The following is a 26,053-nucleotide window of genomic DNA, read 5'->3' on the forward strand; positions in this document are numbered from 1 at the left end:
GACAGGGGGGCAGCTCACGAGAGATGCTGGACGGACCATGGAAGAACGCAGTACGCCGCCCCCCGCCCTGCGACGTCCCGACGGCAGCCCGGTGCGGATTCTGGTCGTCGACGACGAACCCGATGTCACCGACGTGCTGTCCGGTGTCCTGACCGTCGAGGGCTGGGAGGTCCGCACGGCCGCCGACGGGGCGTCCGCACTGGCCACGGCACGGGAATTCCGCCCCGATGCGGTGATCCTGGACTGGATGCTCCCCGACGCCGACGGTCTGCACGTCCTGCGCGAACTGCGACGCAACGCGCACCGCGTGTGCGTGCTGTTCCTGACCGCCCGCGACGCGATCGAGGACCGCGTCGCCGGGATCACGGCCGGCGGTGACGACTACGTGACCAAGCCCTACAGCCTGGAGGAGGTCCTCGCCCGGCTGCGCGGCCTGCTGCGCCGGGCCGGCATGACCGCGGAAGCCGACGCCGGCCTCCTCGTGGTCGGCGATCTCACGATGGACGAGGAGGCCAGGGAGGTCCGCCGCGGGGGTACGGCGGTCGAGCTGTCCCGTACCGAGTTCGAACTCCTGCGGTTCCTCATGCGCAATCCGCGCCGTGTGCTGTCCAAGGCCCACATCCTCGACCGGGTCTGGGCCTACGACTTCGGCGGCCGGGCTCACGTCGTCGAGCTCTACATCAGCTACCTGCGCAAGAAAATCGACACGGGACGCCCCCCGATGATCCACACCGTTCGCGGGGTGGGCTACGTCCTCAAGCCGGAAACGCCATGAGACGGCTCCCTCCGCGCACCCTGCGCGGTCAGCTCACCGCCGGTCTCCTCGTCCTGCTCGCCGTCGCCTGCCTGGCCGTCGGCATCACCACCGTTTTCGCCCTCCGCGGATTCCTGGTAGGGCGGCTCGACGAGCAGCTCACGGCGGCCGGCGGCCGCTTCGCCGCCAGCCTGGAGCACGAGAGGGCCCCTGACGCGGACAACCGGCCGGACACCCGGGGACAGGCCGACGCCACCTTCGGTGCCCGGCTGCTCCACGGCGTCGTCACCCAGGCCGCGGTGGTCGACGACACGACGGACCGTCCCCTCCGGCTGCTCCCCGGTGACCTTCACGCCCTCACCCGCATCCCGGTCGACGGGACAGGCCACAGCATCCGCCTCTCCCCCATGGGCGGCTACCGGGTCGTAGCGGTTCAGGGCGACGACAACGACATCCTCCTCACGGGGCTCCCCCTGCACCCCGTGGAGGCGACGCTGCACCGGCTCGAAGCCGTCGAGGCCGGAGTGTTCGGCGCTGCGCTCCTCGCCACGGGCATCGCGGGGGCGCTGTGGGTGCGGGTCTCGCTGCGCCCCCTGCGCAAGGTCACCGAACAGGCGACGGACGTCGCGCGACTGCCTCTGGCCGACGGCGACGTCGCCATGCCCGAGCCCCTCCCGGACTCCGACCCGCGCACCGAGGTCGGACAGGTCTCGGTCGCGCTCAACCAGATGCTCGGACACGTCGAAGACGCCCTGGTGCGCCGCCAGGCCAGTGAGGAGCGCCTGCGGCACTTCGCCGCCGACGCCAGTCACGAGCTGCGCACCCCCGTCGCCAACATCCGCGGCCACGCGGAACTCACTCTGCGTCGGAACGGCCCCGTTCCCGCCGACATCCGCCACGCCCTGGAACGCATCCAGTCCGAGTCCCACCGCATGTCCCTCCTCGTCGACGACCTCCTGCTCCTGGCCCGGCTCGACGCGGGACGTCCCCTGGAACACGAGGACGTCGACCTGACCCTGCTCGTCCTGGACGCCACCCACGACGCCCGCGCCGCGAGCCCCGGCCACCGCTGGCTCCTGGACCTCCCCGAGGAGCCCGTCACCGTGACCGGCGACGCCCACCGCCTACAGCAGGCGGTCGGCAACCTGCTCGCGAACGCCCGCACCCACACCCCGCCCGGCACCCAGGTGACGGTCACCCTCACCTCGGACGAGGGCGGTGCCTGTCTGACCGTCAGTGACGACGGACCGGGCATCCCCGAGGACCTCCTGCCCGAGGTCTTCACCCGTTTCGTCCGCGCCGATCAGGCGCGCTCGCGCAGTACCGGCAGTACCGGACTCGGGCTCGCCATCGTCCAGGCCGTCGTCGCCGCCCACCAAGGCACCGTCCACGTCAGCAGCCGCCCCGGACACACCGCGTTCCGCGTAGTGCTCCGCCCATGAGACGGCCGCCCGGGCTCGCCGGTCCGCCACGCCCCGCGCCTTACTGGACAGCCTCACGGACCTCCCGTTCGGTGGCCGCGTGAGAGACGACGAGGAGCTCGTCGCCGGGTTGCAGCACCATGTCCGCCGCCGGCACGGTCGGCCGACCGTCGCGGACGACCGTGGCGATCACCGTGCCCTCCGGCATGGGAACCTCGCCCAAGGGGCGCCCGGCGGCCCGCGATGCCGCGCTGATGGCGGTTTCGATGACGTTGACCCCCGCCTTGCTCAGGCGCAGCAGCGCGACGGTGTCGGCGGCTCCCGTCGCCTCCTCGATCAATGAGATCAGCGGTGTGGCGGCAGGCACCGCCGTGTCGACTCCCCAGCCGCTGCCGAACAACCACGTGTTGTCCTCGTCGTTGACGCGAGCCACGACCCGGGGGACCCCGAAGTGTCCCTTGGCCAGGAGGCTGACCACGAGGTTGTCCTCGTCCTGTCCCGTGGTGGCGACGAGCAGGTCCGTGTTGAGCACGCCGGCGTACTCGAGAAGGTCCGGGTCGCAGGCGTCACCGACGACCAGCCGTACGGCGAGCCTCTGGTCCAGTTCGGCGGCACGCGCCTCGTCCTGCTCGATGACGGTCACCTCGTACCGGGCGGCGGCGAGCACTTGGGCTACCTGGGCGCCGAGTCGTCCGGCGCCGGCGACGATGACTTTCACGTCCCGAGCTCCTTGTCGAGGAAGCCGCGCAGGCGGCCGAGCGCGGTGGCGGCGACGGTGAAGGTGACCTGGTCCCCGGGCTCGGCCAGGGAGTCGTGCGAAGGGACGAACGAGCGTCCGCTGCGAGTGACCTCTGCGACGCGGATTTCTCCGTCGACCTCGAATGCCGACAGTGGGCGACCGGACATGTAGCGGGGCAGTCCGGAGCGGATCAGCAACGTCTCGCCGTTGCCGAATCCCCGTTCAGGCGCGAGATGCCGGTGCAGCAGTAGCTGGTGCAGCCGGTGGACCGCCCAGCTGACGCCGCTGATGGTGCGGATACCTAGTTCGCGGGAGAATTCCGCACGGCGCAGATCATCGACGCGTGCCAGGACCAGGGGTACGCGGTAGGTGTCCCGCGCGACGCGGGCGACGACGATATTGGTGTTGTCCGCGCAGGTGACGGCCACCAGGGCGTCGGTGTGTGCGGCGCCAGAGGACTCCAGGGCGGCTCGGTTGTAGCCGTTGCCTTCCAGGAAAGCGCCGCGGAAGCCTTCCCCCAGGCCCTGCTCGGCCTGGGGACGACGGTCGATGACGCGCACGTCGTGGCTTTCGGCGGTCAACCGGACGGCGAGCGCGGCGCCCACGCGCCCGCACCCCACGATGATCACCCTCATCACCGTGCTCCTTCCTGGCTCGCTGCTACCGGGAGCGGGCGGAACCGCCGCAGCCACCACTTGCGCAGTTCTTCGGCGGCCAGCAGGAGCGCCCCGAAGCCGGCGAGCAGGGCCCAGTCGGCGAGATCCAGCGGTGCCGTGTGGAAGACGGCCTGCAGAGCAGGCGCGTAGGAGATGGCCGCCATGAGTGCCACGCCCACGAATCCTGCGCCGATGAGGGCGGGATTGGACCACAGGCCGATGCGGAAGACGCTCTCGCGGTCGGTGCGTACCGCCTGGGCGTTGAAGAACTGACTGACGACAATGCCGGCCTGGACCATGGTGATCGCCTCCCGGTAGACGGGGTTGTCGGCGGTGAAGTCGGGGTACGGAATGCCGGCGGAGTGGATGTGCCAGAAGAACACCGCGCACACGCCGAGGGCCTGGATGCTCCCGAGGAAGAGGAACCGCCGCAACACGGCCGCGGAGAAGAGCGGTTCGCGTCGCGAACGCGGGGGGCGATCCATCACATCCGGCTCGGGAGGTTCGGCACCGAGCGCGAGAGCGGGGAGAACGTCGGAGCCGAGGTCGATCGCCAGGATCTGCACCGCGGTGATCGGGACGAGGGGAAAGCCCACGAACGTCGCCACCAGGATGGGCAGCAATTCGGCGATGTTGTGGCTGAACAGGTAGATCAGGAACTTGCGGATGTTGCGGTAGACGGACCTGCCAAGCCGAACGGCAGCGGCGATCGAGGCGAACGAGTCGTCGACCAGCACCATCTCCGCGGCCTCCCGTGCCACGTCGGTGCCGCCGGCCCCCATGGCCACGCCGATGTCGGCGTGCTTCAGCGCCGGAGCGTCGTTGGCTCCGTCCCCGGTCACGGCCACCACCTGGCCGGCGTCCTGCAGCGCAGTGACGACGCGCATCTTGTGCTCGGGGCTGACCCTGCACAGCAGCAACTCCGCCGGGCGGCCTATTGCTTCGCGCAATGCCGTGTCGTCCATGCCGTCCAGATCGACGCCCGTCATCACCAAGGGTTCCGCGGCGCGGACGATACCGACGCGTCGTGCGACCGCCTCGGCCGTGAGCGGGTGATCACCGGTGACCATGACGATCCGTATCCCCGCACGCCGGCATGCGCTGACCGCCTCGGTGACCTCCGGCCTCGGCGGGTCCTGCATTCCGGCCAGTCCGAGGAACACCAGATCCGATTCGGCTGCCTCCTGAGAACCGATGTCCCGCCCGGCTTGTGTGCGACGGGCGGCCGCGAGCACCCTCAGTCCCCGGGAGGCCATGGCGGCGTTCGCCTGGAGGACGGCGGTTCGTGCCGCTTCGGTCAGGGGTTCCGGTGCGCCGCCTCCATCGATGTGGGTGCAGCGTGCCAGGAGCTCCTGCGGCGCGCCCTTCACACAGATCTCCCGGCCACCGTCCGGCAGGGCATGGACCGTGCTCATCAGCTTGCGGTCCGAGTCGAACGGGAACTCGGTCACACGCGGCGTGCGCAGCACCTCAGCCGCGGTGTCCACTCCCGCTTTCGTGGCGGCCACCAGGAGCGCTCCCTCCGTGGTGTCGCCCAGGACCCGCCATCCGTCCCGTCCCCGCGGAGGGACCACCCGGGCATCGCAGCACAGGGCGGCCGTCCGCAGCATTTCGCGCACCGCCGTCGGCTCCGCCACGGCGCCGGTCGGCGCGTAACCGACACCGGAAGCCTCGTGCCACGCCCCGCGGGCCCACAACCGGACCACGGTCATCTCGGCCTGTGTGAGGGTGCCGGTCTTGTCGGTGCAGATCACCGTTGTCGATCCGAGCGCCTCCACCGCCAGGAGTTTCTTGACCAGCGCATGCCGTCTGGCCATCCGCCGCACGCCGATGGCCAGCGACACCGACAGCGTCGCGGGGAGCCCCTCGGGAACAAGGGCGACCATGACCCCGAGCGCGAACACGAAGGACGCCACCACAGACTGCCCCGAGGGGACACGAATCGCGAACAGCAGAGCGCCGATGACCACAGCTGCCAGCGCCACTCTCCGCGCCATGGCGGCGACCTGCAGTTGCAGGGGGGTTCGCTGACGCGGTGCCCGAGCGGTCATGCGGAAAATGCGGCCGAACTCGGTCGCCGCGCCCGTCGCGAAGACCACTGCCTTCCCCGCGCCCGACACGACGTCCGTCCCCATGAACAGACAGTTCCGCGCCTGCAGCAGGGGGCCGGGGGCCACTTCATCCGCGGTACGCGGTATCGGATCGCTCTCCCCGGTCAGCGCCGCGTTGTTGAGGGCGACGGCCCGGGCTTCGACCAGTCGGCAGTCGGCGGGTACCGCGTCGCCCGCGTCCAGGACCAGTACGTCACCGGGCACCAGTTCCCGTACGGGCACCACCTCGCGCTCGCCGTCCCGCAGCGCGGTGCAGGTGTGCGGGACCATCGCCTGGAGGGACTCCGCCGTGCGCTCCGCCGAGTACTCCTGGGTGAAGCCGATCACCGCGTTGAGCAGCACCACTCCTACGATGGCCAGGGCGAGTTGAAGCGTCCCCCGATCGTGGGGGCTCTGCAGTCCGTATGCCAGGAACGTGATGACCGAGGCGATGAGCAGCACGATCGCGAACAGGTCCGTGAACTGGGCCGGCAGTCGGCGCCACAGGCCTCGACCGCCCGTTGCGGGCATTTCGTTCGGACCGTACCGCCGCAGGCGGGCCGTCGCCTCGGCAAGCCCCAGTCCGCGAGGCGAACTGTCAACGGCCGCCCACACCCGTTCCGGCGGGAGGCAGGGCAGCGGAGGCGCCGTCGTGTCCACGTCGAGGGCGCTCTCCCGACACTCAGCTGCGAAGCGAGCCATCGGCGATTTCGTGGACATGGGGCTCGACGGACCGTCGTTGTGTGTCGTCCAGCCGGTACGTCAGCCGGTTCACCACGGCGACGACACCGTCTATACGGCGGGTCAGACCTTCGGCAAGGGGGATCTCACTGCGGCGCTCCAGCCGGCCCTCAAGGATGACGACCCCGCCCTGGACGCTCACCGCGAGGGCGTGCGGACCGAGCCACAGAGCCCGGATCGCCACCTCGTCGACCACTTCTGCACGGATGTCGGCGTCGGGGCGCAGAAACATCTGGAGCAGGTCTCCGCGGGTCACGATGCCGACGAGGCGGTCCTCCTCATCGACCACGGGCAAACGGTTGACCTTGTGTTCGGCCAGGGCGCGGGCCGCGACGGCGACGGCATCGGTCGCACGGACGGTGACGGCCGGTGCGGACATCAACTGCCCTGCGGTGCGCTCGTGAAGACCGCCCGCTCCGGACCGTGCGGACTGCTGACGGGCGGAGCCCTGAGGCTCGGCCTGCCGCGCCGCCAGGTCCGTCTCGGAAACGACCCCCAGCACCTTGTCGTCGTCGTCCACCACGGGCATGCCGCTCACCCGGTACCTGCCGAGCAGTGCGGCAATGTCCCTGACCGGGGTTTCCGCCCGCACGCTGACGACATCCGGGGTCATGACGTGCCCGGTCTTGCGGAGCCTCATCGTCATCTCCTCCCGGCCGCGGCGCGGCCTCAGGCGGGGCGGCGGCCCCCTCGCCGTCTCGGTTCAGCGTGGAGCGGCCGCGCGCCTGGAGGTGTCGTCGGCCTTGAAACCGAGACGCGCATGGACGTCCACGACGCCGTCCACTCCACGGCACAGCTGCGTCACGACGGGGATCAGGCTCCTGCGGTCCACCACGCCGTCCAGTGACACCTTTCCGTCGGTCACCGTCACGGCGACGGCTCCCGGGGCCAGGCCGAGAGTCCTCACCAGCACGTCACCGGTGATCTCCTCGAGGATCGCGTGGTCCCTGCGCAGGAACAGTTGCAGCAGGTCCGTGCGGCTCACCACCCCCACGAGCCGACCTGCCTCGTCCACCACCGGCAGCCGCTTGACGTTGTGGCGTTCCATGACACGTGCCGCCTCCACGACCGACCACTCGGACCGTGCGACCACCACCGGGCTGCTCATCAGGCCCTCCGCGGTGGTGGCGTCGATGCGCAGGCGGTCCTGGGGCCGCGGGTGCGGGGGCGGCAGCAGGCCGGCCGGGTCGTCCTGTCCCGCCTCCTTGCGCAGCAGGTCGGCCTCCGACACCACCCCCACGGGCCGTCCGTCGTCGTCGACCACGGGTACGGCGGTGATCTCGTGCTCCGTGAGCTGCTTCGCGATGTCCTTGAACGACGTGTCCCTGCGTACTGACACGACGCCCTTGGTCATCAGGTCGCCGACGTTGCGATGACGCATCGTCTCCGCCTCCTGCCTGTACCCCGATGCCCGCCCTCTGCGGGCTCTGCGGTGCTGCACCTCCACTGTCGAACCGTGTGCGGGGTTCCGGCATGGGCCAGTGGGGCCATGGAGCCGGCCGAGCGGCCCAACAGAGCGAGCGGCAGCCGGCGGCTCGGCGTGCACGCCGGGTCCGGAAAGCCCGCTCCATGGGCCGCCCGGCCCCCGGAGACGGGACCAGCGGCCCCTGCCCGGCCCCCGACGGTGCCGGGAACCTGAACCCGTCGGACCTACCCCTCGAACCCGGTTCGCCTGTGCGCCGGTTCATCAGGAGGCACTTCATGTCCCTTGCCGTCACCGCGGGAGTCGACGGATCGCCCGCCGGCCTGGCCGCCGCGGACTGGGCCGCCCGCGAGGCCCGGCTCCGAGGCCTTCCCCTGGTCCTCGTCCACGTCCACGACTGGCAACCGCGGGCGTACACCTACGCGCCCCTGGCCGGTGGGACCGCTCCGCCGGACGCCGGGACGCAAGCCCACTGGGCGGAGCGCGCTCTGCGGGACGCCGCCACCGATCTCGGGCGCTGCCATCCGGGCCTGGAGGTCTCCACCCGGCACCTGGGCGGGGAGCCCGCCGCGGTACTGGCCGCCACCGCGCAGGAGTCGGAACTGCTGGTGCTCGGCTCGCGTGGCCTCGGCCCGGTGACCGGCTTCCTCGTCGGCTCGGTGGCCTCCGCCACCGTCGCCCGCGCCGCCCGCCCGGTCGTCCTGGTGCGGGCCGGCGACACCGAGGGAGGCCCCACGAGTGGCCGCTCCGATGCGGCGACGTCACGCGACGTGGTGCTGGGACTGGACCTGACCCGTCCGAGCGAAGAGCTGATCTCCTTCGCTTTCGAGGCCGCTTCACTGCGCCGGGTCCCCCTGCGTGTCGTGCACGGCTGGAACCTGCCGCCTGCGTACGGCTATGACGCCGGAGCCGCCTACGCGGAGCTGCAGAAGGAGATCGCCGTCACGGAGGCGGGCGCTCTGGCGCAGGCACTGCTCGGATGGCGGGAGAAGTACCCGTCGGTGGCGGTGTCCGAGCACTCCCTCCTCGGAGGTGCCGTACCGCTCCTGCTGGACGCCGCGGCAGACGCCTGCCTCGTCGTGGTGGGCCGTCGTATCCGCCGGTCCGCTGCGGGCATGCACGTCGGTCCTGTAGCGCACGCGATGCTGCACCACTGCGCCGTCCCCGTGGCGGTGGTCCCGCACGCCTGAAACGGCCGCTGCGTATGGGCGCGCCTCTCACGGCGCGGCGGAAAGCGTCGGGCCGCAGAGCTCAGGCTTGGTCGGGAACGACGGCCACGGGGCACGGCGCGTGATGCAGCACGGCATGGTTCACCGGCCCCAACTGCAGTCCGGCGGGACCGCGCCGGCGCCGCGCGCCCACGACCAGCAGGCCGGCGCCTCCGGCGGCATCCAGCAGCGACTTGTGTGCGCGTCCCTCGGGCATCAGACGCTTGACGGGTACGTCGGAGAAATCAGCCGTCGGCCGCCTCAGAGCCTGGTCCAGCCGTTCCAGGGCCACGGCGTGATCCTTGTGGGCGGCCGAATCCTGCCACCCCTCCCAGTCGGGGCCCACACCGTGCGGCGTCCTCCAGGCATGGACGGCCAAAACGCCCCAACCGCGCAGTCGTGCTTCTGCGAAGGCGAACACACAAGCGGCGTCCCCTGACCCATCGGCCGGATCGATGCCCAGGGCGATCCACGGCCTGTCCCCCGGATCGGCACCGTCGCCGCGGATCACGACGACCGGGCAGGTAGCCTTCGCCGCCACCGTCAGACCTACCGAACCCAGCAGTTGAGAGGCGAACTCGCCGCGGCCGCGGCTGCCGACCACGATGGCGGCGGCCTGGTGGCTCAGGCGCAGCAGTGCTTCCTCCGCCTCCTCGGCCAGGACCTCGCCCGAGACCTCGATCCCCGGCCGGCGCAGCAGCGCGCGGTGCTCGGCCGTGGCCAGGATGTGCTCGGTCATGCCTCGCTCGGCCGGACGGCCTGTCCCGAGGGACCGCGCGGCTCCCTCATAGCGCTCCCAGAGGGAGGCGTACACGATGCGCAGTTCTGAACCGTGCAGGGCCGCTTCATCGGCGGCCCAGTCCACGGCGATGAGCGCGGCATCGGAGCCGTCCGTGCCCACGACCAGGGGAAGCGGCATGATCGCCACCACCTTTCTCCTGCTTTCACCCTTTTATCAGTTTCGGGATCGGCAGCTCCCGAAAGACAGAGGCTGCCCGACCCTGCCCGGGGTCCGGTCGGCCGGAGTACAGGTCCTACCGGCCCATGCGCCGCCCCATCGGGACGAGGGAGAGTGATGGCGAGGGACGGAGGACGGAGAGGAGAGCAGTGATGTGGCACCGAAACGTCAGTGACCTGATGACGACGCCTGCGGTGAGCGCGCGCCCGGACACGGCCTTCAAGGAGATCGCGAAACTCCTCGCGGAACATGACGTCACGGCGCTCCCGATCGTGGACCACGACGATCGTCCCGTGGGAGTCGTCTCCGAGGCGGACCTGATGCGCAAGGCGGCCGGGCACCGCGATCCGGCCGATCTCATGCCGCCGCCGTACGCTTCGCCCGCGGACCGCGCGAAGGCCGAAGCCATTACCGCCGGCGAACTCATGACGAGCCCGGCCGTCATAGCCCGGCCCGAGTGGACCGTCGTGGAAGCCGCCCGGACGATGGAGCAATACCGGGTAAAGCGCCTGGCCGTGGTCGACGAGGTCGGCTGCCTGGTCGGGGTGCTGAGCAGGTCGGACCTGCTCAGGGTGTTCCTCCGGCAGGACCGTGCGATCCGCGACGAGATCAACTCCGAGGTGCTGGGCCGTGCCTTGCGGCTGTCGCCCCTGGCGGTCACGGTGCACGTGGTCGACGGCCGCGTGACCCTGGAGGGGACGATCGAGCGGCGGAGCCTGATCCCCGCCCTGGTCGCGCTGTGCAGCGGCGTCGACGGGGTCGTCGACGTCCGTGAGCACCTGCGCTACCACGAGGACGACTCCAGCCGTCCCGCGCCGACTCACCGCCAGCCCGCCTGACCCGCGGGTCTCATCCCGCTGCGCCGCCGTTCATCCCTGGCGACTGGCGACCGCTGAGCAACAGAGAGGCATGATCATGACCGGCAACACCACGTCCCATGCCCGCGGCGACATCGGCCGGCGGGTCGCCCGGCGCCGTGAGGAGCTGGGGCTGTCACGCGACGAGGTCGCCCTCAGGGCCGGCCTCTCCACCGGCTACCTGCGTTTCCTCGAAGAGGAGGCCACGGCGGCTCCCGCCATGGGAACGCTGCGCGGCCTTGCGGCAGCATTGAGCACCACGGTCGTCGCACTCAACGGAGGCGAGGCAGATCTTCCCCCCCCGGACGGGGACAGGCTTCCGCGCACCCGCGCTTCCTGGAACTCGAACCCGACGAGTGCCGGGAGCTGCTGGGCACTCACGGCGTGGGTCGTGTTGTCACGCTCGCCGACGACGGTGTGGCGGTGCTGCCGGTCAACTACAGCATCGTGGGACAGGCCATCGCGTTCCGGACGGCGACCGGGTCCGCACCCGCCGCCGTAGCGGGCACCGATGTCACCTTCGAGGTGGACAGCATCGACGAGGCCCTGAGCCAGGGCTGGAGCGTCCTGGCTCGCGGCCACGCCCGGGCCGTGGCGGGCAAGCAGGCGGCGGAAATGGAACGGCTGGCCTACACCGGCCCCTGGCCCGGCAGGGACGACCGCGACCTGTGGATACGCATCGACGTGAACGACCTCACCGGGCGTCGCATCGAAGTCCCGTGACACACGGGCCCGACACCCGGCGAGCCGGGAGGGGCCGAAGCGGACCGCGCCAGGAACCTGCGGGACCGGAACAGGGATACGCCGGTGTCGGCCGTGGAACCACGAAACACTCGGAGGCAGTCATGACCACCAGGCGCACGACCGGCCTCCTCGACGCGTTGCCCCCGACTACCCGCGGGCGCCTGACCGAACTGTCCCGCGAGGTCAATCTCCCCGAGCGGACCCGCATCTTCGAAGAGGGGCAGCGAGCGGACCGCTTCTGGGTCGTCAGGACCGGTGCCGTCTCCCTCGATCTGCACGTGCCCGGCAGGCGCGCCGCGGTCGTCGAAACCCTGGGACCGGGCGATCTGCTCGGCTGGTCCTGGCTCTTCCCGCCCTATACCTGGCATTTGGGAGCACAGACCCAGAGTCCCGTCCGGGCGCTGGAATTCGACGCGACGATCGTGCGGGCACTGTGCGAGGCCGACGCCGAATTCGGCCGTGATGTCTCACGGCGCGTCGCGGAGATCGTCGCGCATCGGCTGCAAGGCGCCCGCACACGTCTCCTCGACCTCTACGCCCCTTACGGGAGCGGCCAACGCGGATGACACCGCCGGGGCGCGTCCCCGTGACAGAAGGAGGATCCCGTGCACGGGAGCCCGCACATCGTGAGCGACGTCATGACACGAACCGTGGTGGCCGTCGCCCGCGGCGCATCGTTCAAGGAAATCGTCGAGACAATGGCGAAGAGGAAGGTGAGCGCCGTCCCGGTACTGGAAGGCGACGGCCGCGTGATCGGCGTGGTCTCGGAAGCCGACCTGCTTTCCAAGGAGGAGTACCGCGACAGCGACCCGACCCGTGCCGAGCAGATGCGCCACCTTGCCGAACTCGCCAAGGCGGGCGCCGTGACCGCCGAGGAGTTGATGAGCGCCCCTGCCGTATGCGTGCACACCGACACCACCCTCGCCCAGGCCGCACGCGCCATGGCGCAGCGCCGGGTCAAACGCCTGCCAGTGACGGACAGCGAGGGCATTTTGTGCGGCGTGGTCAGCCGGGGCGACCTCCTGAAGGTCTTCCTGCGGCCCGACGAGGACATCGCGGAGGAGGTGCGCCGTGAGGTGGTGGCGTATCTGTTCCCCGGACAACCGTCGCCGGTGCGCGCGGACGTGAAGGAAGGCGTCGTCCGCTTCTGCGGTACGCCGCACGACACGGCCCTTGTGCCCGTCGCGGCCCGCTTGGCGCGCGCCGTGGAAGGCGTCGTGGACGTCGAGTGGGACTGAGGGTTCTCGGCCGCAACCGCTCCGCCGATCAGGCCACGGACGGCCGCGGCGGCGTGGCGTCCGCCGCGCGGAGTGAGCGTTCCAGGAAAGCGAGGACACCGGGAGATGGGTGACAAGAAGCGGCAGCGCCGCCTGTCCCTGGGCGCCTACGAGCGGGAACTCCTCCGCCTGCAGATCGAATTGGTCAAGTTGCAGGAGTGGGTTCGGTCCGAGGGCCACCGGCTCGTCGTCGTCTTCGAAGGCCGCGACGCGGCAGGCAAGGGGAGCACGATCAAGCGCGTCACGGCACGCCTCAATCCACGCATGGCACGCATCGCCGCTCTCCCCGCGCCGACCGAACGTGAAAGCACACAGTGGTACTTCCAGCGGTACGTCGACCACCTGCCGGCGGCCGGGGAGATCGTGCTGTTCGACCGCAGCTGGTACAACCGTGCCGGCGTCGAGCACGTCATGGGTTTCTGTACCCCCCAAGAGCACGCGCGCTTCCTCCACCAGTGCCCGATTTTCGAGCGGCTGCTGATCGAGGACGGCATCCTCCTGCGCAAGTACTGGTTCTCCGTCAGCGACGACGTCCAGGAACAGCGCTTCAGGGCCAGGCTGGACGACCCGACCCGCCGCTGGAAGCTGTCGGGCATGGACCTGGAGTCCATCACGCGCTGGGAGGCGTACTCACGTGCCAAGGACGAGATGTTCGTGCACACCGACATCCCCGAGGCCCCCTGGTTCGTCGTCGAGAGCGACGACAAACGCGCGGCGCGCATCAACATGATCGCGCATCTCCTGTCGAGCATCCCCTACGAGGAGGTTCCGCTGTCTGCCATCGAACTGCCACGGAGGCCGCCTTCGACGGGCTATCAGCGTCCACCGCGCGACTTGCAGACGTTCGTGCCGGACCACGCGGCCGGCCTGTGCGCGTAGGGCTCTCGGGCACCTTCCGCCGACGTGTCCACGGCGTACCGCGCTCGTGCCACCCACGGGCCCGGGCATCTACCGGCTCGCCAGCGGTATCCGGCGCCTGCCGTCGATCATTGGTTCCGTGCGTCCCGGCGCCGGCTCTCCGCCTCGGGTCCGGGCACGGCCGGCTGCTGCTGCTGCTCCTGGCCCCTGACGATGACGATCGGGCACGGTGAGTGCTGGGTGCAGTGCTGTCCCACCGATCCGAGCAGCGCCTCGGCGAACCCACCGTGTCCGCGGTTCCCGAGCACCAGCAACGAGGCCCCTTCGGCCGCCGCGAGCAGTACACCGGCGGGCGTGCCGTACTCCACGCGGCTGTGGATGGTCACTGCCGGCTCCGCCCCGGTCACGGTGGCGATGGTGTCGTCGAGGACCTGTGCCGCCGCGCCATCGAGATTCAGGTCCTGACCCATGGGGGGCATCCAGCCGAACGAGCCGTAGAACTGCGGGTACTCCCACGCGATCACCGCGTCGATCACCCCGTCCACCAGCGACGCCTGTCGTACCGCCCAGGCGAGCGCCTCCTTCGAGGACGGTGAACCGTCGACACCGACCACAATCCGTGGCCTGCTGTCCTGCTGCGTGTTCACACTGCCTCCTCGGCGAGGGTCCCGTCGGCGCGACCGCCCGACCGTCCGTGACGTGGGGTCTCATCGTCGCTCCTGCCGTCCGGGTGCGGTACGACGACGACCGGCGAGCGCGCGTGGTGGAGAACGCCCTGGCTGACCGATCCCATCAGCATGCCGGTGAAGCCGCCGAGGCCGCGCGAGCCGACGACAACTCCCCTGCAGTCGGCCGAGGCGTCGGTGAGCGCCTGGACGGGGTGCCCCCGTACGACCTCCTGGCGGAGGTCCACGTCCGGATGGCCGGCGGCGGGCCCTGTCAGCGCTCGGGCCAGGGCCTGCCGTGCCTCCTCCTCCACCGCCGATCTGTTCGGGCTGCCGAGCAGCGCCGAGTGCCAGGCGTATACGGCATGCAGGCCCACACCGTGCAGGGATGCCTCGTCGAAGGCGAAGTCCACGGCCGCCGCCGAATGCGTGCTGCCGTCCACACCGACGACCCAGTGCTTCTGCGTCTGCCCCGTGGCTGCCGACTCCGGGACGACAGCCACGGGGCAGCGGGCCTGGGCGACCACCGGGAGGGTGACCGACGCGGAATGGAACAGATCCTGGGCGGTGGCCGGATGCCGGGAGCCGAGTACCACCAGGGCTGCGTCCTGGGCCTGCTCGCGCACCACCCACACGGGATCGCCCTCGGCAAGCAGTGCGGAGACCTTCACGTCCGGTTGCCGGGACTCGGCGAACGCCACAGCCTCGGCCAGCAACTGCTCCCCCGCCGTGTGCAAGGCGGCGTTCCACTGCTCCCAGGAGGGAAGGACCTCGTTCGTCCGGTATCCGGCAGTCGGAACCCCCTGGGCGTGCAGCAGGACCAGCGGAAGCCGTCGCCGCGCGGCCTCGTCGGCTGCCCAGGCCAGCGCGGACCGCCGCGCGGGTTCCGGAGCGACACCGACCACGATGGGCCTGTGACCTGGTGAAACCGTCATCGTTGCCTCCCAGGCGCACTGGTTCCCGTGCGACCCTCGCCGCGTCACCGTCGCCCACGGGACCAGCGTTCGCACGCATTCTGAAAGGGACCCTTGTCCCGCGCCTGACGCGGCGCGTCGACGGATCACCGACGGGTTCGGCGCCGCCGGGCCCGCACGTCCCAGCGTGTGCGCGGACCTGCCGAGCCGCAATGCCGCGGAAGCCTCACCGGAGGCTGGCACGGTTCGGTTGCGTCGGCGGTTGTCCCAGGTCCGGGCGCGACACCGTCCGCATCGCGGGGCGATGCTCACGAGTGACGACGCAATCGGCACGCCGCCCGTCGTACGCCTTGCTCGGCCATGGGGCCGTTCGGCCCTGGGGACGGTACTGCCCGGCACTGACGTTTCCGTCCCTCCCCTGCTGCGCTGGGAAGGTGACGGGCCCGTGTTCCCTGTCGAGCGGCCGGACGGCATACGCCGGGCGCTGTCGGCCTGCCGGCGGAGCGGAGTGGCCGCCGGGACCAAAGGCAGTGTCGTGCAGTTGGGGGAAGCGCGCCGCGTCCACCCCAACCCGGAGGACCGGTCGTGGCGACGGCAGGGGGCGGCACCCGCAGCATGCGGGGTCCGCCACGGATGCGCACCCAACCGCGCTTCCGCGGACGCGGCCCTCGGTCGAGGAGGGACACCCACCATGACAGCCGGATTCCCAGCAGCGGCCTCTGCGGACCTGTCTGATGGCGGACCGGGCAGGCGGCCCTCATGCCGGGCGGTCCGGCGTCCGCCGGAGCCGCCCCCGCCGACTGGACCGACCGGGTGGCAGAGGTTCCGGAGACGGCACGGGCAGCGACCGTACGCCGCCACGACCGCCGGCGTCCCCGCGGTCGCTCGGGGGAGGGAGGAGCACAGCGGTTCCCGGTCCGATCCGCCTTGCGCACCGCCGGCCCCGCATCGGGGCGTCCCGGATCGCCCGATCCGGGGCACGACGGCAACTGCCCTGCCCGGTCCCTCCGGGCCCGGGGGACGACGGCCGGGACGGCAACCTGGCCGAGCCCGATGGCTGGGGGCGGCCGCGGTCGTGGCGGCGGTCGTGTTCGCCGGCTTCCTCCACCGTAGTGAGCTCGCGGAGGCGTACGCCCTGATCGGCAAGGTGCGCGGGTCGGGACTGGCGGTGGCCGTGGCCTGTGAGGCCCTGTCATTGGTGTGCTTCGCCGCAGTGCCCCGACGGCTGCTCGCAGTAGCGGGGAGGCGGTGGAGCTTGCGGACGATGACGGCTGTCGTTCTCGCCGGAAATGCCGTGGCTGGTGTCCTCCCCGGTGGCGCAGCGTTCGCCAGTGCCTGGGTGTACGGCCAGTTCCGTCGACGAGGTGTCGAACCGACGCTCGCCATCGCGACGCTGGCGGCCGCCGGCGCGCTGTCGGCCCTCGGCCTGACCGCTGTCGTCGTCGCCGGGATCTTCAGTGTCGGCGCGACGGGCACCTCGGCCTTCGTCCGCCCCGTCGCGGGCGTCCTTCTCCTGGGCTGCGCCGCCGTGCTGACGGTCGTGGCGCTGTCCCGCTCGCCCCACATGCGCGACGCGGCACATTCTGCGTGGGTGTCCGCGGGCCGCCGATCGGCACGCGTTCGCCGTGGCCAGCAGGCACTGGACCGGGTCGCGGTCCAGGCCCGCGCGCTGCATCCAGGAGTCCGTACCTGGCTCCGGCCCGCTTGCTGGGCACTGCTGAACTGGCTGTTCGACGCCGCCTGCCTGGTCGCCTGCACGTGGGCGCTCGGCATCGGCGTGCCTTGGCACGGCCTGCTCCTCGCCTACGGACTCACACAGCTGTCCGGCAGTCTGCGCCTGACGCCGGGCAGTCTGGGCGTGGTCGAGGCAGGTCTGTCGGCGCTGCTGGTCGCGTGCGGGCTCGCGCCCGGATCGGCGATAGCCGTGACCTTGCTGTACCGGGCCGTCAGCTTCTGGGCGGTGCAGCCCGTCGGGTGGGCGGCGTGGTGCGCGGTGACCGCGCGGCGGGTGTGACCGTGCGCAGGCGAACCCACGGTCGCCCGCGCCCTGGTCCGCCGCGCCGCTCCGACACCTGTCGCGCCAGGTCAGTCGACAGCCGGCTCGACGTCCACGTCCAGGTTCAAGAAGTGCGCGGCACAGGAGATGCACGGGTCGTGATTGCGGATGATCCGCTCGCACACACGGGCCAGCTCGATGTCGGAGAGGCCGCCACGGTCGAGTTCCCGCTGGACGAGGCGGCGCAGGTCGTCCTCGATCGCTCCCTGGTTCTGGGCTGTCGGCGGGACGATCTGTGCCCGGGCGACCCGGCCTTCACCGTCCAGTACGTACGCGTGATGGAGCAGCCCCCGCGGGGCCTCGGTGGCTCCGTGTCCCGCGCCGGCCCGGGACGGCACCTCCATGTGGGGAAGCGGCGGGGGTTCGTATGCGTCGATGATGCGCAGTGCCTCGTCGACCGCGTACAGCACCTCCACCGCCCTCACAATGATGCTGCGGTAGGGGTTCGGGCGGAAGCGTTCACGGTGCGAAGGCGGTGCGCCGGAGGGCGGCGGTGGTTCCAGCCCGGCCTCCCGAGCCGCCTGCCGGGCCACGGGGGAAAGCAGGTGCCCGCTGATGGCGTAGCGCGCCAAGGACCCCGTCAGTTGGACCCGGCCGTCCAGCCGCGAGTGCAGCGCGGTGGAGTTAGGGACCTGCTCCTCGATGACGTGTGCGGAGAACTCCTCAACGGAAATGGTCCGTGGCGGGAGCGTCACGTCGGCGGGCAGCACGGTGGGGACACCGGATTCGATGGCGTACGTGCCGGGCTCGGCGAGGGCGAGCAGGTCGGCCTCGCATCGTGCCTCGGGAAAGTCGAAGCCGGCGACCCAGCGGACCGTGTCCCACGCGTCGTCCAAAGCCGCGCGGAGTCTCTCGGCCAGGGGCCGCAGTTCGGAGCGGGTCGGAATGCGGTGAAACCCTCCCAGACGCACGTTGACGGGATGGACCGACCGCCCGCCGAGCAACTCCATCACGGCGTTGCCCGCCTGTTTCAGCCGCAGTCCCCGCTCCACGTGGGGCCGGTGGTCGCGGGCCAGGCCGATGACGTCCTCGTGGCCGAGGAAGTCCGGGGCGTGCAGGAGATGGATGTGGAGCGTCTGGCTCTCGATCCACTCCCCGCAGTAGAGCAGGCGCCGCAGGGCGGCGAGTTGGCCTTCCACGGCCACTCCGCAGGCGTCCTCCACGGCCCGGCACGCTGTGAGTTGGTAGGCGACCGGGCAGATGCCGCAGATCCGCGAGGTCAGGTCGGGTGGCTCGGTGTGTGCACGGCCGCGTAGGAATGCCTCGAAGAATCGTGGCGGCTCGTAGATGCTCAGCCGGGCTTCGGCGACCATGCCCTGCCGGATGCGCAGCCGAAGGGCCGCCTGACCCTCGATGCGCGCCAGCGCCGGAAGGCGCACCACGAGTGACTCGTCACGGGGCCCGGTCACGACGCTCCCTCTTCAACGGCGGTGAACGCGGTCACGTTGAACGTGTGCAGGAAGCGCCCGACGTCCCCGTCGCTCATGCCGTCACGGCGCAGGAGCGGGACGAGCGCGGGGAGGTTCACCGTTCCCGCCGGTCCGAAGCAGCCGTAGCAGCCCCGGCCGTACGCCGGGCAGATGGCGCCGCAACCCGCGTGGGTCACCGGACCCAGGCACGGCGTCCCCCGCGCCACGGTGACGCACACCGTCCCGCGGCGCTTGCAGGAGAAGCAGACGCTGTGGTTCGGGATCCCGGGTCGGCGGTCGGCCAGGAAGGCGGTCACGACCTCCAGGAGCTGACCCCGGTCGATGGGGCAGCCTCGCAGTTCGAAGTCGACCCTGACGTGGGACGAAATCGGGGTGGAGGTGGCGAGGGTCGCGATGTAGTCGGGCCGTGCGTAGACCGTCTCGAGGTATTCCTCCACGTCGGCGTAGTTCCGCAGCGCTTGCACCCCGCCGGCCGTGGCGCAGGCCCCGATGGTCACCAGGTGGCGGGAGTCCGCACGGACCCGGCGGATCCGCGCGGCGTCCTCCGGAGTGCTGATCGATCCCTCGACGAGCGCCAGGTCGTACGGTCCGGGCGTGATCTCGCCGGACGCCTCGACGAAGTGGGCGATCTCCAGTTCCTCGGCGAGCACGAGCAGTTCGTCTTCGCAGTTCAGGAGTGTGAGCTGACAGCCGTCGCACGAGGCGAACTTGAAGACCCCCAGGCGGGGACGGGTACGTACGGGGCGGGTGGAGGAGGAGGTCATGTCACAGTTCCCGTACGGTGAGCAGTGGCCGGGCGAGGTCGTAGGGAACGACAGGGCCGTCGCGGCACAGCAACAGCGGCCCCAACTGGCAGTGGCCGCAGTGACCCGTGGCGCACCTCATGTTGCGCTCCAGGGACACCTGGATGCGGTCCGGCCGCACCCCGAGGTGGATCAGTCTGCGGGCGGTGGCACGGATCATGACCTCGGGCCCGCAGACGAAGGCGGTGGTCTCCTCCGGCGTGAAGCGGGCTTCGTCCAGGAGTGCGGTCACGACTCCCACCCTGCCGCGCCATTTCCCAGTGGGCCGGTCCACGGCGACAGCGGCGAAGTGGCACTGCCACGAAGGGAATTCATCCTGGTAGAGCGCGTCCTGGGGGCTCCGCGCACCGGCCAGGACGTTCAGCCGCCGGTATGCCCAGGGCCGGGCGAGAACGGCGTGTACCAGGGGACGCAGCGGGGCCAGGCCGATCCCGCCGGCCACGATCAGCAGGTCGTGCCCCTCGGCGGCGTCCACGTCCCATCCGACGCCGAACGGGCCGCGCACGCCGACCGGTGCTCCCACGGGAAGGCCGCACAGAGCCCTCGACACCGCGCCGACGGCCCGGACGGTGATACTGATGCGCCCGTTCGCCGTCCGGGACACCGATACCGGGATCTCGCCGACGCCGAAGGCGTACACCATCGCGAACTGTCCCGGTGCGAAGGGCGGCAGCACCCCGCCGGCCGCCGCCTCCAGGTCGATCGTGACCGTGTCGGCCGTGTCGGGGCGGCGCCCGGCCGCGCGGAAGGGGAGGGGAAGGGACATCACGCCGTCGATCCGCCTCCGCGCGGACCGTACAGGTCGAGCAGCCGGGTGCGGGTCGCGCGCAGCCGGTGCCCGATCGTCTCCGCGACCAGGGTCACCAGTGACATTCCCAGCGCGGGGTGCTCGACGCACATCGCCCGGACCGCGGTCGCGTCGAATTCCCACGCCGTCACCGGTTCACGTGCCTCTGCCCCCAGGTGCCACTGCCGGGGAGGGCACAGCCACGACCAGCCGAGCAGGCCCCCCTCCCCCACGGTTTCGACGACGTCCCGGCCACGGCCGGGGGCCTGGACGTCAAGGGCGACGCTGCCCGTACGGATGATCCAGAAACGGTCGGCCTGCTCGTCCTCTTCGAAGATGCGCGCGAAAGCGGGGAACTGCACGGGCTGGGCGAGTGTCATCAGCCGTTCCCTGTCTTCGACCGGCAGTGCGCCGAGGACACCCTTCTCGGGGTTCGACGCGGTGGGCAGGCTCATCGAAGGTGCCCCTTCCGCGCGGCTTCCTCGTGCAGGGCGTGCGCTTCCTCGGTCAGATCGATGCCGGTGGGGCACCAGACGATGCACCGTCCGCAGCCTACGCATCCGGAACTGCCGAACTGGTCGTGCCAGGTACCGAGCTTGTGGGTCAGCCACTGGCGGTATCGGCTGCGGGGCGACGCGCGCACGGGTTCGCCGTGCAGCGCGGTGAAGTCCAGGTCGTAGCAGGAGTCCCAGCGTCGCCAGCGTTCGGCGTGGTCGCCGGTCAGGTCCGTGACGTCCTCGCTGGTGGTGCAGAAGCAGGTGGGGCAGACCATGGTGCAGTTGCCGCAGCTTAGACAGCGGGACGTCACGTCGTCCCAGCGGTCCGCCTCCAGGTTGTCGCGCATCAGGGTGCGTAGATCCACCGGTGGCATGGACCGGCCCATGTGTTCGGCAGCGTCGCCGACGGCCTTGGCCGCGGCAACCCGTGTGGCGTCGTCCGCGTCGCGGCGGGGAAGCTCGGCGAGCACTGCGGCGCCCTCCTCGCTGCCGCTGCGGCACAGCAGGCGGTGGCCGTCGGCGTCCACCACTTCGGTGAGCGCCAGGTCGAATCCTTCGTCCGCGGCGGGGCCGGCTCCCATGGAGACGCAGAAGCAGGTCGCCCCGGGTTCTGTGCATTCGACCGCGATCAAGAACGCCGCCGAGCGTCGCGAACCGTAGACGGGGTCGCGGTGCTTTCCGCCGGTCATCACCCGGTCCAGGATGCGAATAGCCCGCAGGTCGCACGGGCGTACACCGAGGAAGGCGTACGCGACGGCCTCCGGCTCCTGCGGGCGCACCGTCACGTCTCCGCCCGGCTCACGGTCCGCGGTCCACTGACGAACCCGCTCCGGATGGAGGAAGGACTTCCACGACTGCGGTCCGGCGCTGTGCGCGAAAGCCGCCGCGTCAGCGCGCTGCCGAATCCTGTACCGGCCCGCCTCCAGCTCGACCCCCCATCCGTGGGGCAGTTCAGCAGCTGACTCCAGCTCGGCAAGAACGATCGCACCGTCCCGCACCGTGGGGCCCACCACCGTACGACCCCTTTGGCGCAGAACCTGCACCAGTACTTCGAGGGCGGCCGGGTCGAGGACCGCCGTGTCCTGCTCCCGCGTGGCCGCGACGCCGTCCGGGCCGTCCGTCATTCCGGTCCCCTCAGCCTCCGTGACCGGGTCCCGAGGGGCCCGGCGCAGTCGTCCGATCCACTGGACCACGCTCTCTTCGCGGTGGTGCCCGGCCACGCGGGATGCCGGCGGATTTCGCCCTTACGGCCCCTGGCGGGCACCCGCGTGCCGGGCGAGGTCGGCGGCGATGCGCAGTGCGAGCGGCCGTACCGCGTCCGCGACCTGCGGCGTGAGCCCCGTGCCCATGGACCGGTCGGCTCCTTCGACCGCGTACACCACCATGTCCCCTGCTCGACGCCCGAGGCTCTCGGCGAGACGCAGGGCGTGGACGAGTCCGAGGCCGTGTGTGCTGTGCTCTTGAGTGACCGGTGACGGCACGCCGCCGGCCCCAGGACGCCAACGGTGAACGCGCCCGGGACGGGGACGGGGAGGGAAACAGGCATCGACGACGACAGCCCGACGGGAGTTCTCCCACATGTCCATCAGTTGCGCAGGATCTCCGGCCGACTCGCGCAGCTCCGTGCTCGGTGGAAGCGCCACCGTGTCGTCCCGAAGTGCCTCGATGACTGCCCAGCCGACGCCGTCGTCGCGCCGGAACACATTGCCGATCCCGATGACCACCGAAGCCGCCGTACCCGGCATGGCCGTGCCTCCTTCCGGGGCCATTGGATCACCTCACGCCGCGGACCGCCTCTGGACGGGAGGATGTCCGGGCGCGGGAATGCCGGCCGTGTTCTCACGGCTGTCCCGTCGCAGGGACCGGAACGACCGCCACCGGGCAGTATGCACCGTGCAGCAGGGCGCGGGTGACCGGGCCGAGCCGCGGCCCGGGCCCTCCTGCGCGGCGATGCGCGGCCACGACGACCACGTCGGCGGTACGCGTGGCCTCTAGAAGCACGTGGGGCGCCGTACCGTGGACCGTTTCGATGTCGGTCGCGACTTCCGGGTGGGCCTTGCCCAGCCGAGCGACCGTCCGGATCACTTCCGAGCGCTCCGTGAACCCCGCGGAATACTCGCCCGCCCGCTGCCTTCGGGCCGCGGTCGGCTGGGAGGTCCAGGTATGCAGGACGGTCAACGGGACGTGACGGCGGTCGGCCTCGGCCAATGCGAACGCCGTCGCCTCGGTGTCGGCGTCGCTTTCCAGGCCCAGCACCACGTGACCGTGTCCAGTGGGTCGCGCAGGTGATTCCCCACGCACGACGAGCAGCGGACAGGCCGAGCGCCCGGCCACATGGAGGCTCACCGAGCCGAGGAGCGCGCCCGTGACAGCGCCGTGGCCCCGGGTCCCGACCACGGCGAGACCCGCGTCGCGAGTGCGGCGCACCAGAACTCCCCCGGCGTGCCGGTCGACCAGCGAGGTACTCACCCGCAGGCCCGGGCGCAGTTCGGCGGCGCGTGCGGCGGCCGACGCGAGCAACGCCTGCGCGACGTGGTAGGGGCGGATCCCCTGGCGCGCGGCCTTGCGGTGGCCGCCCCAGGGCTGCCCGTGCAGAATCTCCAGCCGCACATCACGCCTGTCGGCCTCGGCCACCGCGGCGTCAAGCGCACGCCCGGAGGCCGGCGAGCCGTCCACCCCGACCACCACGTGGCCGAACAACTCCGGGTTGGGCGGCGGCTCCCACCACGTGGAGCCCAAGTCCTGGTCCGGTTCCGCGTCCATCGTGCCCCTCCTTCGCTCCCCAGGCGCGATGCTTCATCGGCCGTCGAACCCAGCGTGAACGCGGTGTGCCGGCGGCGCCCGGGGCCGGACGGCCCCCATGCACGGGCCGAAGCGCCCCGTGTCGCTCGCGGAACCGGATTCCGCGTCCGACGGCAGGATCTGATGGCATGTCACATGGCCGCGGTGGGACGGTGAGGAGCGCCCGGCAGCCCCGGACAGCCGAGGAAGGCGATTCGGTGGCTGTCAGACTCGGTCTTTCCCTCCGGCAGGAGGGTGTCCCGGCCGGCCGTTCCGCAGCGGTCCGACCACGTAGGGCCGCATCATCTCGTTGTCCTCGTGTTCGAGCATGTGACAGTGCCACACGAAGCGGCCGGGCCGGTCGAACGTCGCCTTGAGCCGGGTGACGGTGCCCGGGTATGCGATGGCGGTGTCCTTGTAACCGCGTTCCCAAGCCTCCGGCGGCGAGACGGCTGCCCGCCCTGACTTCTGCCGGTCGACGATCTGGAACTGGACCTCGTGGACATGGATCGGGTGCGCGTCCGCCGTGAAGTTGTGGATCTCCCAGACCTCTGTTGCTCCGAGGGCGGGGTTCTCCGTGGTGGAATCATTCCACCGCATTGGGAGTGGCTTACCTCGGTCGTCGACGGTTCCGAGCAGGAGTTGCCGGGGCCCGCTGTGCGGCAGGACGGCGGAACTCTGCTCGTTGAGGGAGAGCCGACGAGTGCGGTCGGCCGGCCCGAGCGGCTCCAGTGAAGGCAGCGTCAGATGTTCCGGCGGCACGCTCGTGTCCGGCGAGGTGAGGGGGCGGACGTCGAACCTGAGGACCTGCCCGGTGGTAGCCGGATCGGCCGAGGCGAAATCGACTCCCGCCCTTCCCCCTTTGAACGCGGTGTCCGGGCCCTCGTTGATGAGATACAGGGCCGTGCCCACGGGCACCGATGTGAAGTCGATGATCACGTCGGCGCGCTCCGCAGGGGCAATGAGCAGTTGCTCGCGCTCGACGGGCGACGGGAGGAAACCTCCTTCGCTTCCGAGCTGCCAGAAGACCAGGGCCGGTTTCACGGGTCGGCTTGCGACCGGGTCGGTGACGACTTTGAGGATCAGGTACCGCGCGTTGCACCCGTTGAGGGTGCGGAATCGGTAGCGGCGGGGTTCGACGTCGAGGACCGGCCATGTCGCACCGTTGGACACCATCGCGTTGCCGAAATACTCCGGGTTCCAGATCGGCGGGACATCACTCTCCGGCACATACGGGCCGTTGAATCCGTCGAAGGCGGCACGGCTCGCGGGATAGAGGAGACTGCCGTCGGTGTGGAACGACCTGTCCTGGATGACGAGCGGGATCTCGTGGTACTTCCGGCCCGGCGGATCCCCGAGGCGGGGGGCAGGACCGGGCAGGACGCCTTCGGGGAGGTCTGCCGGACCGCCTCGCAGAAGGTAGAACCCGGCCAGACCGGCGTAGACGTTCAGCCGCGTCACGCCCAGGGCGTGGTCGTGAAACCAGAACGTCGCCGCCCGCTCCTCGTTGGCGTACTGGAAGATGGCATCTCCGGCGGTCCACACGACGCCGTAGGCGGTTTCGGCCTTGTGCCGAAAGTCGTCGTAGAACGTACCGACGTGGGCATACCGTGCCGGGATGTCGACGGCGTCAGGAAGGTACCAGGCCTCGGGGTATCCGTCGCTCTCCTCGGTGTTCCGCCCACCGTGCAGGTGCGTCACGATCGGCACTGGGCCGCGGTACGGGGCTGGTGTCGAGTCGAACATCCCGTGTCCGTCCCGTCGACCGGTTCCGCCCGGCGGGTTCGCCCAGTGCAGCGTGGGGTCGACAGGCAGGAGGTGCGGCAGGCATCGGCCCGCCGGATCGCGCAGCTGGTTCTCCCACCGCACTCGCACCGGCGTACCGGACCGCGCCTCGATGGTGAACGCGGGGTAGTGGAAGGTCCCTGGGTGGTGTGGGGAGCCGTACCCCCACACCGTCGTCGCCGGGAGACCGGGGGGCAGTACCTGCTGCCGGAACTGGCGAACCGCGATGGTGTAGTGATGGACCCCTTCCTTCGCGGTCGGGTCGGACTGTGGCATCACCGGGGGGATGACCAGTTGTCTCTTGTACTTCCCAATGTGCTTCGGATCCAGTACGGTCCGGCCGATCAGTGGCACCTGCAGGGGTGACGGCGCGCTCCCACCCAGGTCCGGGATCAGAGCGAAGGCCCCTCCGGCTACCACGGCCTGGATGACACGTCGTCTCGTAACCACACCGTCGCCTGCCTGCCCCGTCGACCATTCCCTTCGTCCCAGTGTGTTGCAAGGGGGGCGTCCGAACGTCGATGAGGTACGCCGAACAGGTGTCATCGCCCGAGCCGTGCGGCCCGCGCACCGGGGCATCTCCGGCAGGGGTGGAAGCGCACAGCAGGG

Annotated in this window: 26 protein-coding genes; 10 read left to right on the plus strand and 16 right to left on the minus strand. The window is 70.9% G+C overall.

What is annotated here, in order from left to right; all coding sequences use genetic code 11:
- Positions 1 to 37: 37 nt before the first annotated feature.
- Both ACIP9H_RS37440 and ACIP9H_RS37445 read left to right on the plus strand, forming a co-directional pair.
- Positions 38 to 775: a response regulator transcription factor gene (locus ACIP9H_RS37440; protein ID WP_401963434.1), complete on the plus strand. Its 738-nt coding sequence runs from the start codon at positions 38 to 40 to the stop codon at positions 773 to 775.
- Positions 772 to 2,196: an ATP-binding protein gene (locus ACIP9H_RS37445; protein WP_401595478.1), complete on the plus strand. Its 1,425-nt coding sequence runs from the start codon at positions 772 to 774 to the stop codon at positions 2,194 to 2,196. The genes ACIP9H_RS37440 and ACIP9H_RS37445 overlap by 4 nt, the downstream gene beginning before the upstream one ends.
- A 40-nt stretch (positions 2,197 to 2,236) precedes the next feature.
- On the opposite strand, the gene ACIP9H_RS37450 is transcribed toward ACIP9H_RS37445, so the two are convergent.
- The 5 genes from ACIP9H_RS37450 to ACIP9H_RS37470 form a co-directional block, all read right to left on the minus strand.
- The gene (locus ACIP9H_RS37450; RefSeq protein WP_401595481.1) at positions 2,237 to 2,893 is read right to left on the minus strand and encodes a potassium channel family protein; all 657 of its coding nucleotides are present in this window, start codon (positions 2,891 to 2,893) and stop codon (positions 2,237 to 2,239) included.
- Entirely contained in the window at positions 2,890 to 3,549 is a 660-nt protein-coding gene (locus ACIP9H_RS37455) for an NAD-binding protein (protein ID WP_401595484.1), read from the minus strand. The genes ACIP9H_RS37450 and ACIP9H_RS37455 overlap by 4 nt, the downstream gene beginning before the upstream one ends.
- Positions 3,549 to 6,380 (minus strand): cation-translocating P-type ATPase, encoded by a 2,832-nt coding sequence (locus ACIP9H_RS37460; protein ID WP_401595487.1) that lies wholly within the window; start codon positions 6,378 to 6,380, stop codon positions 3,549 to 3,551. Before ACIP9H_RS37460 ends, ACIP9H_RS37455 begins: the two co-directional genes overlap by 1 nt.
- Positions 6,343 to 7,041: a CBS domain-containing protein gene (locus tag ACIP9H_RS37465; protein ID WP_401595490.1), complete on the minus strand. Its 699-nt coding sequence runs from the start codon at positions 7,039 to 7,041 to the stop codon at positions 6,343 to 6,345. Before ACIP9H_RS37465 ends, ACIP9H_RS37460 begins: the two co-directional genes overlap by 38 nt.
- Positions 7,042 to 7,104: 63 nt before the next feature.
- Entirely contained in the window at positions 7,105 to 7,782 is a 678-nt protein-coding gene (locus tag ACIP9H_RS37470) for a CBS domain-containing protein (RefSeq protein WP_401595493.1), read from the minus strand.
- 320 nt (positions 7,783 to 8,102) lie between these two features.
- Between ACIP9H_RS37470 and ACIP9H_RS37475 the strand changes: the two genes are divergently transcribed.
- The gene (locus ACIP9H_RS37475; protein ID WP_401595495.1) at positions 8,103 to 9,014 is read left to right on the plus strand and encodes a universal stress protein; all 912 of its coding nucleotides are present in this window, start codon (positions 8,103 to 8,105) and stop codon (positions 9,012 to 9,014) included.
- Positions 9,015 to 9,075: 61 nt separating this feature from the next.
- Here the strand turns inward: ACIP9H_RS37475 and ACIP9H_RS37480 are convergent, their stop codons facing one another.
- Positions 9,076 to 9,951, minus strand: a complete 876-nt coding sequence (locus ACIP9H_RS37480; RefSeq protein ID WP_401595684.1) for a universal stress protein — start codon at positions 9,949 to 9,951, stop codon at positions 9,076 to 9,078.
- A gap of 191 nt (positions 9,952 to 10,142) precedes the next feature.
- Between ACIP9H_RS37480 and ACIP9H_RS37485 the strand changes: the two genes are divergently transcribed.
- From ACIP9H_RS37485 to ppk2, 6 genes are all read left to right on the plus strand, one after another.
- Entirely contained in the window at positions 10,143 to 10,829 is a 687-nt protein-coding gene (locus tag ACIP9H_RS37485; RefSeq protein WP_401963438.1) for a CBS domain-containing protein, read from the plus strand.
- 76 nt (positions 10,830 to 10,905) lie between these two features.
- Positions 10,906 to 11,349 (plus strand): helix-turn-helix domain-containing protein, encoded by a 444-nt coding sequence (locus tag ACIP9H_RS37490; RefSeq protein WP_401963440.1) that lies wholly within the window; start codon positions 10,906 to 10,908, stop codon positions 11,347 to 11,349.
- On the plus strand, positions 11,232 to 11,570 hold the full coding sequence (locus tag ACIP9H_RS37495) for a pyridoxamine 5'-phosphate oxidase family protein (RefSeq protein ID WP_401963442.1): 339 nt from the start codon (positions 11,232 to 11,234) through the stop codon (positions 11,568 to 11,570). The genes ACIP9H_RS37490 and ACIP9H_RS37495 overlap by 118 nt, the downstream gene beginning before the upstream one ends.
- 122 nt (positions 11,571 to 11,692) lie before the next feature.
- Complete coding sequence (locus ACIP9H_RS37500; protein WP_401595502.1) at positions 11,693 to 12,157, plus strand: Crp/Fnr family transcriptional regulator; 465 nt, start codon at positions 11,693 to 11,695, stop codon at positions 12,155 to 12,157.
- A gap of 39 nt (positions 12,158 to 12,196) precedes the next feature.
- Positions 12,197 to 12,829: a CBS domain-containing protein gene (locus tag ACIP9H_RS37505; RefSeq protein WP_401595505.1), complete on the plus strand. Its 633-nt coding sequence runs from the start codon at positions 12,197 to 12,199 to the stop codon at positions 12,827 to 12,829.
- A gap of 105 nt (positions 12,830 to 12,934) precedes the next feature.
- The gene (gene ppk2, locus ACIP9H_RS37510) at positions 12,935 to 13,747 is read left to right on the plus strand and encodes a polyphosphate kinase 2 (protein ID WP_401963444.1); all 813 of its coding nucleotides are present in this window, start codon (positions 12,935 to 12,937) and stop codon (positions 13,745 to 13,747) included.
- Positions 13,748 to 13,854: 107 nt separating this feature from the next.
- Here ppk2 and ACIP9H_RS37515 read toward each other — a convergent pair whose 3' ends face one another.
- Positions 13,855 to 14,373 carry a universal stress protein gene (locus ACIP9H_RS37515; RefSeq protein ID WP_401595510.1) on the minus strand — a complete coding sequence of 173 codons (519 nt, stop codon included), beginning with the start codon at positions 14,371 to 14,373 and terminating at the stop codon, positions 13,855 to 13,857.
- Positions 14,370 to 15,326 carry a universal stress protein gene (locus ACIP9H_RS37520; protein ID WP_401595513.1) on the minus strand — a complete coding sequence of 319 codons (957 nt, stop codon included), beginning with the start codon at positions 15,324 to 15,326 and terminating at the stop codon, positions 14,370 to 14,372. Before ACIP9H_RS37520 ends, ACIP9H_RS37515 begins: the two co-directional genes overlap by 4 nt.
- A 670-nt stretch (positions 15,327 to 15,996) precedes the next feature.
- Between ACIP9H_RS37520 and ACIP9H_RS37525 the strand changes: the two genes are divergently transcribed.
- Positions 15,997 to 17,319, plus strand: coding sequence for a YbhN family protein (locus tag ACIP9H_RS37525; RefSeq protein ID WP_401963446.1), 1,323 nt, complete (start codon positions 15,997 to 15,999; stop codon positions 17,317 to 17,319).
- A gap of 71 nt (positions 17,320 to 17,390) precedes the next feature.
- Here the strand turns inward: ACIP9H_RS37525 and ACIP9H_RS37530 are convergent, their stop codons facing one another.
- The 8 genes from ACIP9H_RS37530 to ACIP9H_RS37565 form a co-directional block, all read right to left on the minus strand.
- The gene (locus ACIP9H_RS37530) at positions 17,391 to 18,770 is read right to left on the minus strand and encodes a Ni/Fe hydrogenase subunit alpha (RefSeq protein WP_401595518.1); all 1,380 of its coding nucleotides are present in this window, start codon (positions 18,768 to 18,770) and stop codon (positions 17,391 to 17,393) included.
- Positions 18,767 to 19,555: an oxidoreductase gene (locus ACIP9H_RS37535; RefSeq protein WP_401595521.1), complete on the minus strand. Its 789-nt coding sequence runs from the start codon at positions 19,553 to 19,555 to the stop codon at positions 18,767 to 18,769. The genes ACIP9H_RS37530 and ACIP9H_RS37535 overlap by 4 nt, the downstream gene beginning before the upstream one ends.
- Before the next feature lies 1 nt (position 19,556).
- Complete coding sequence (locus ACIP9H_RS37540) at positions 19,557 to 20,360, minus strand: FAD/NAD(P)-binding protein (protein ID WP_401595524.1); 804 nt, start codon at positions 20,358 to 20,360, stop codon at positions 19,557 to 19,559.
- Positions 20,360 to 20,836: a cyclic nucleotide-binding domain-containing protein gene (locus ACIP9H_RS37545; protein ID WP_401595526.1), complete on the minus strand. Its 477-nt coding sequence runs from the start codon at positions 20,834 to 20,836 to the stop codon at positions 20,360 to 20,362. Before ACIP9H_RS37545 ends, ACIP9H_RS37540 begins: the two co-directional genes overlap by 1 nt.
- A complete protein-coding gene (locus tag ACIP9H_RS37550; RefSeq protein ID WP_401595528.1) occupies positions 20,833 to 22,002 on the minus strand; it encodes a 4Fe-4S dicluster domain-containing protein in 1,170 nt (389 codons plus the stop codon). Before ACIP9H_RS37550 ends, ACIP9H_RS37545 begins: the two co-directional genes overlap by 4 nt.
- Positions 22,003 to 22,122: 120 nt before the next feature.
- Positions 22,123 to 22,623, minus strand: coding sequence for a hydrogenase maturation protease (locus ACIP9H_RS37555; RefSeq protein WP_401595530.1), 501 nt, complete (start codon positions 22,621 to 22,623; stop codon positions 22,123 to 22,125).
- Between the two features lie 94 nt (positions 22,624 to 22,717).
- Positions 22,718 to 23,641, minus strand: a complete 924-nt coding sequence (locus ACIP9H_RS37560; RefSeq protein WP_401595533.1) for a universal stress protein — start codon at positions 23,639 to 23,641, stop codon at positions 22,718 to 22,720.
- Between the two features lie 243 nt (positions 23,642 to 23,884).
- Positions 23,885 to 25,990: a multicopper oxidase family protein gene (locus ACIP9H_RS37565; protein WP_401963449.1), complete on the minus strand. Its 2,106-nt coding sequence runs from the start codon at positions 25,988 to 25,990 to the stop codon at positions 23,885 to 23,887.
- Between the last annotated feature and the right edge of the window lie 63 nt (positions 25,991 to 26,053).

This window comes from Streptomyces sp. NPDC088732, assembly GCF_044751205.1.
Classification (GTDB): Bacteria; Actinomycetota; Actinomycetes; order Streptomycetales; family Streptomycetaceae; genus Actinacidiphila.

Excerpts from the sequence above, each read along its gene's own strand:
- ACIP9H_RS37440 (WP_401963434.1), top strand. The coding sequence starts at position 38 with ATGGAAGAACGCAGTACGCCGCCCCCCGCCCTGCGACGTCCCGACGGC.
- ACIP9H_RS37445 (WP_401595478.1), top strand. The coding sequence starts at position 772 with ATGAGACGGCTCCCTCCGCGCACCCTGCGCGGTCAGCTCACCGCCGGT.
- ACIP9H_RS37455 (WP_401595484.1), bottom strand. The coding sequence starts at position 3,549 with ATGAGGGTGATCATCGTGGGGTGCGGGCGCGTGGGCGCCGCGCTCGCC.
- ACIP9H_RS37460 (WP_401595487.1), bottom strand. The coding sequence starts at position 6,380 with ATGTCCACGAAATCGCCGATGGCTCGCTTCGCAGCTGAGTGTCGGGAG.
- ACIP9H_RS37465 (WP_401595490.1), bottom strand. The coding sequence starts at position 7,041 with ATGAGGCTCCGCAAGACCGGGCACGTCATGACCCCGGATGTCGTCAGC.
- ACIP9H_RS37470 (WP_401595493.1), bottom strand. The coding sequence starts at position 7,782 with ATGCGTCATCGCAACGTCGGCGACCTGATGACCAAGGGCGTCGTGTCA.
- ACIP9H_RS37475 (WP_401595495.1), top strand. The coding sequence starts at position 8,103 with ATGTCCCTTGCCGTCACCGCGGGAGTCGACGGATCGCCCGCCGGCCTG.
- ACIP9H_RS37480 (WP_401595684.1), bottom strand. The coding sequence starts at position 9,951 with ATGCCGCTTCCCCTGGTCGTGGGCACGGACGGCTCCGATGCCGCGCTC.
- ACIP9H_RS37485 (WP_401963438.1), top strand. The coding sequence starts at position 10,143 with ATGTGGCACCGAAACGTCAGTGACCTGATGACGACGCCTGCGGTGAGC.
- ACIP9H_RS37490 (WP_401963440.1), top strand. The coding sequence starts at position 10,906 with ATGACCGGCAACACCACGTCCCATGCCCGCGGCGACATCGGCCGGCGG.
- ACIP9H_RS37500 (WP_401595502.1), top strand. The coding sequence starts at position 11,693 with ATGACCACCAGGCGCACGACCGGCCTCCTCGACGCGTTGCCCCCGACT.
- ppk2 (WP_401963444.1), top strand. The coding sequence starts at position 12,935 with ATGGGTGACAAGAAGCGGCAGCGCCGCCTGTCCCTGGGCGCCTACGAG.
- ACIP9H_RS37520 (WP_401595513.1), bottom strand. The coding sequence starts at position 15,326 with ATGACGGTTTCACCAGGTCACAGGCCCATCGTGGTCGGTGTCGCTCCG.
- ACIP9H_RS37525 (WP_401963446.1), top strand. The coding sequence starts at position 15,997 with ATGACAGCCGGATTCCCAGCAGCGGCCTCTGCGGACCTGTCTGATGGC.
- ACIP9H_RS37535 (WP_401595521.1), bottom strand. The coding sequence starts at position 19,555 with ATGACCTCCTCCTCCACCCGCCCCGTACGTACCCGTCCCCGCCTGGGG.
- ACIP9H_RS37540 (WP_401595524.1), bottom strand. The coding sequence starts at position 20,360 with ATGTCCCTTCCCCTCCCCTTCCGCGCGGCCGGGCGCCGCCCCGACACG.
- ACIP9H_RS37545 (WP_401595526.1), bottom strand. The coding sequence starts at position 20,836 with ATGAGCCTGCCCACCGCGTCGAACCCCGAGAAGGGTGTCCTCGGCGCA.
- ACIP9H_RS37550 (WP_401595528.1), bottom strand. The coding sequence starts at position 22,002 with ATGACGGACGGCCCGGACGGCGTCGCGGCCACGCGGGAGCAGGACACG.
- ACIP9H_RS37555 (WP_401595530.1), bottom strand. The coding sequence starts at position 22,623 with ATGCCGGGTACGGCGGCTTCGGTGGTCATCGGGATCGGCAATGTGTTC.
- ACIP9H_RS37560 (WP_401595533.1), bottom strand. The coding sequence starts at position 23,641 with ATGGACGCGGAACCGGACCAGGACTTGGGCTCCACGTGGTGGGAGCCG.
- ACIP9H_RS37565 (WP_401963449.1), bottom strand. The coding sequence starts at position 25,990 with ATGACACCTGTTCGGCGTACCTCATCGACGTTCGGACGCCCCCCTTGC.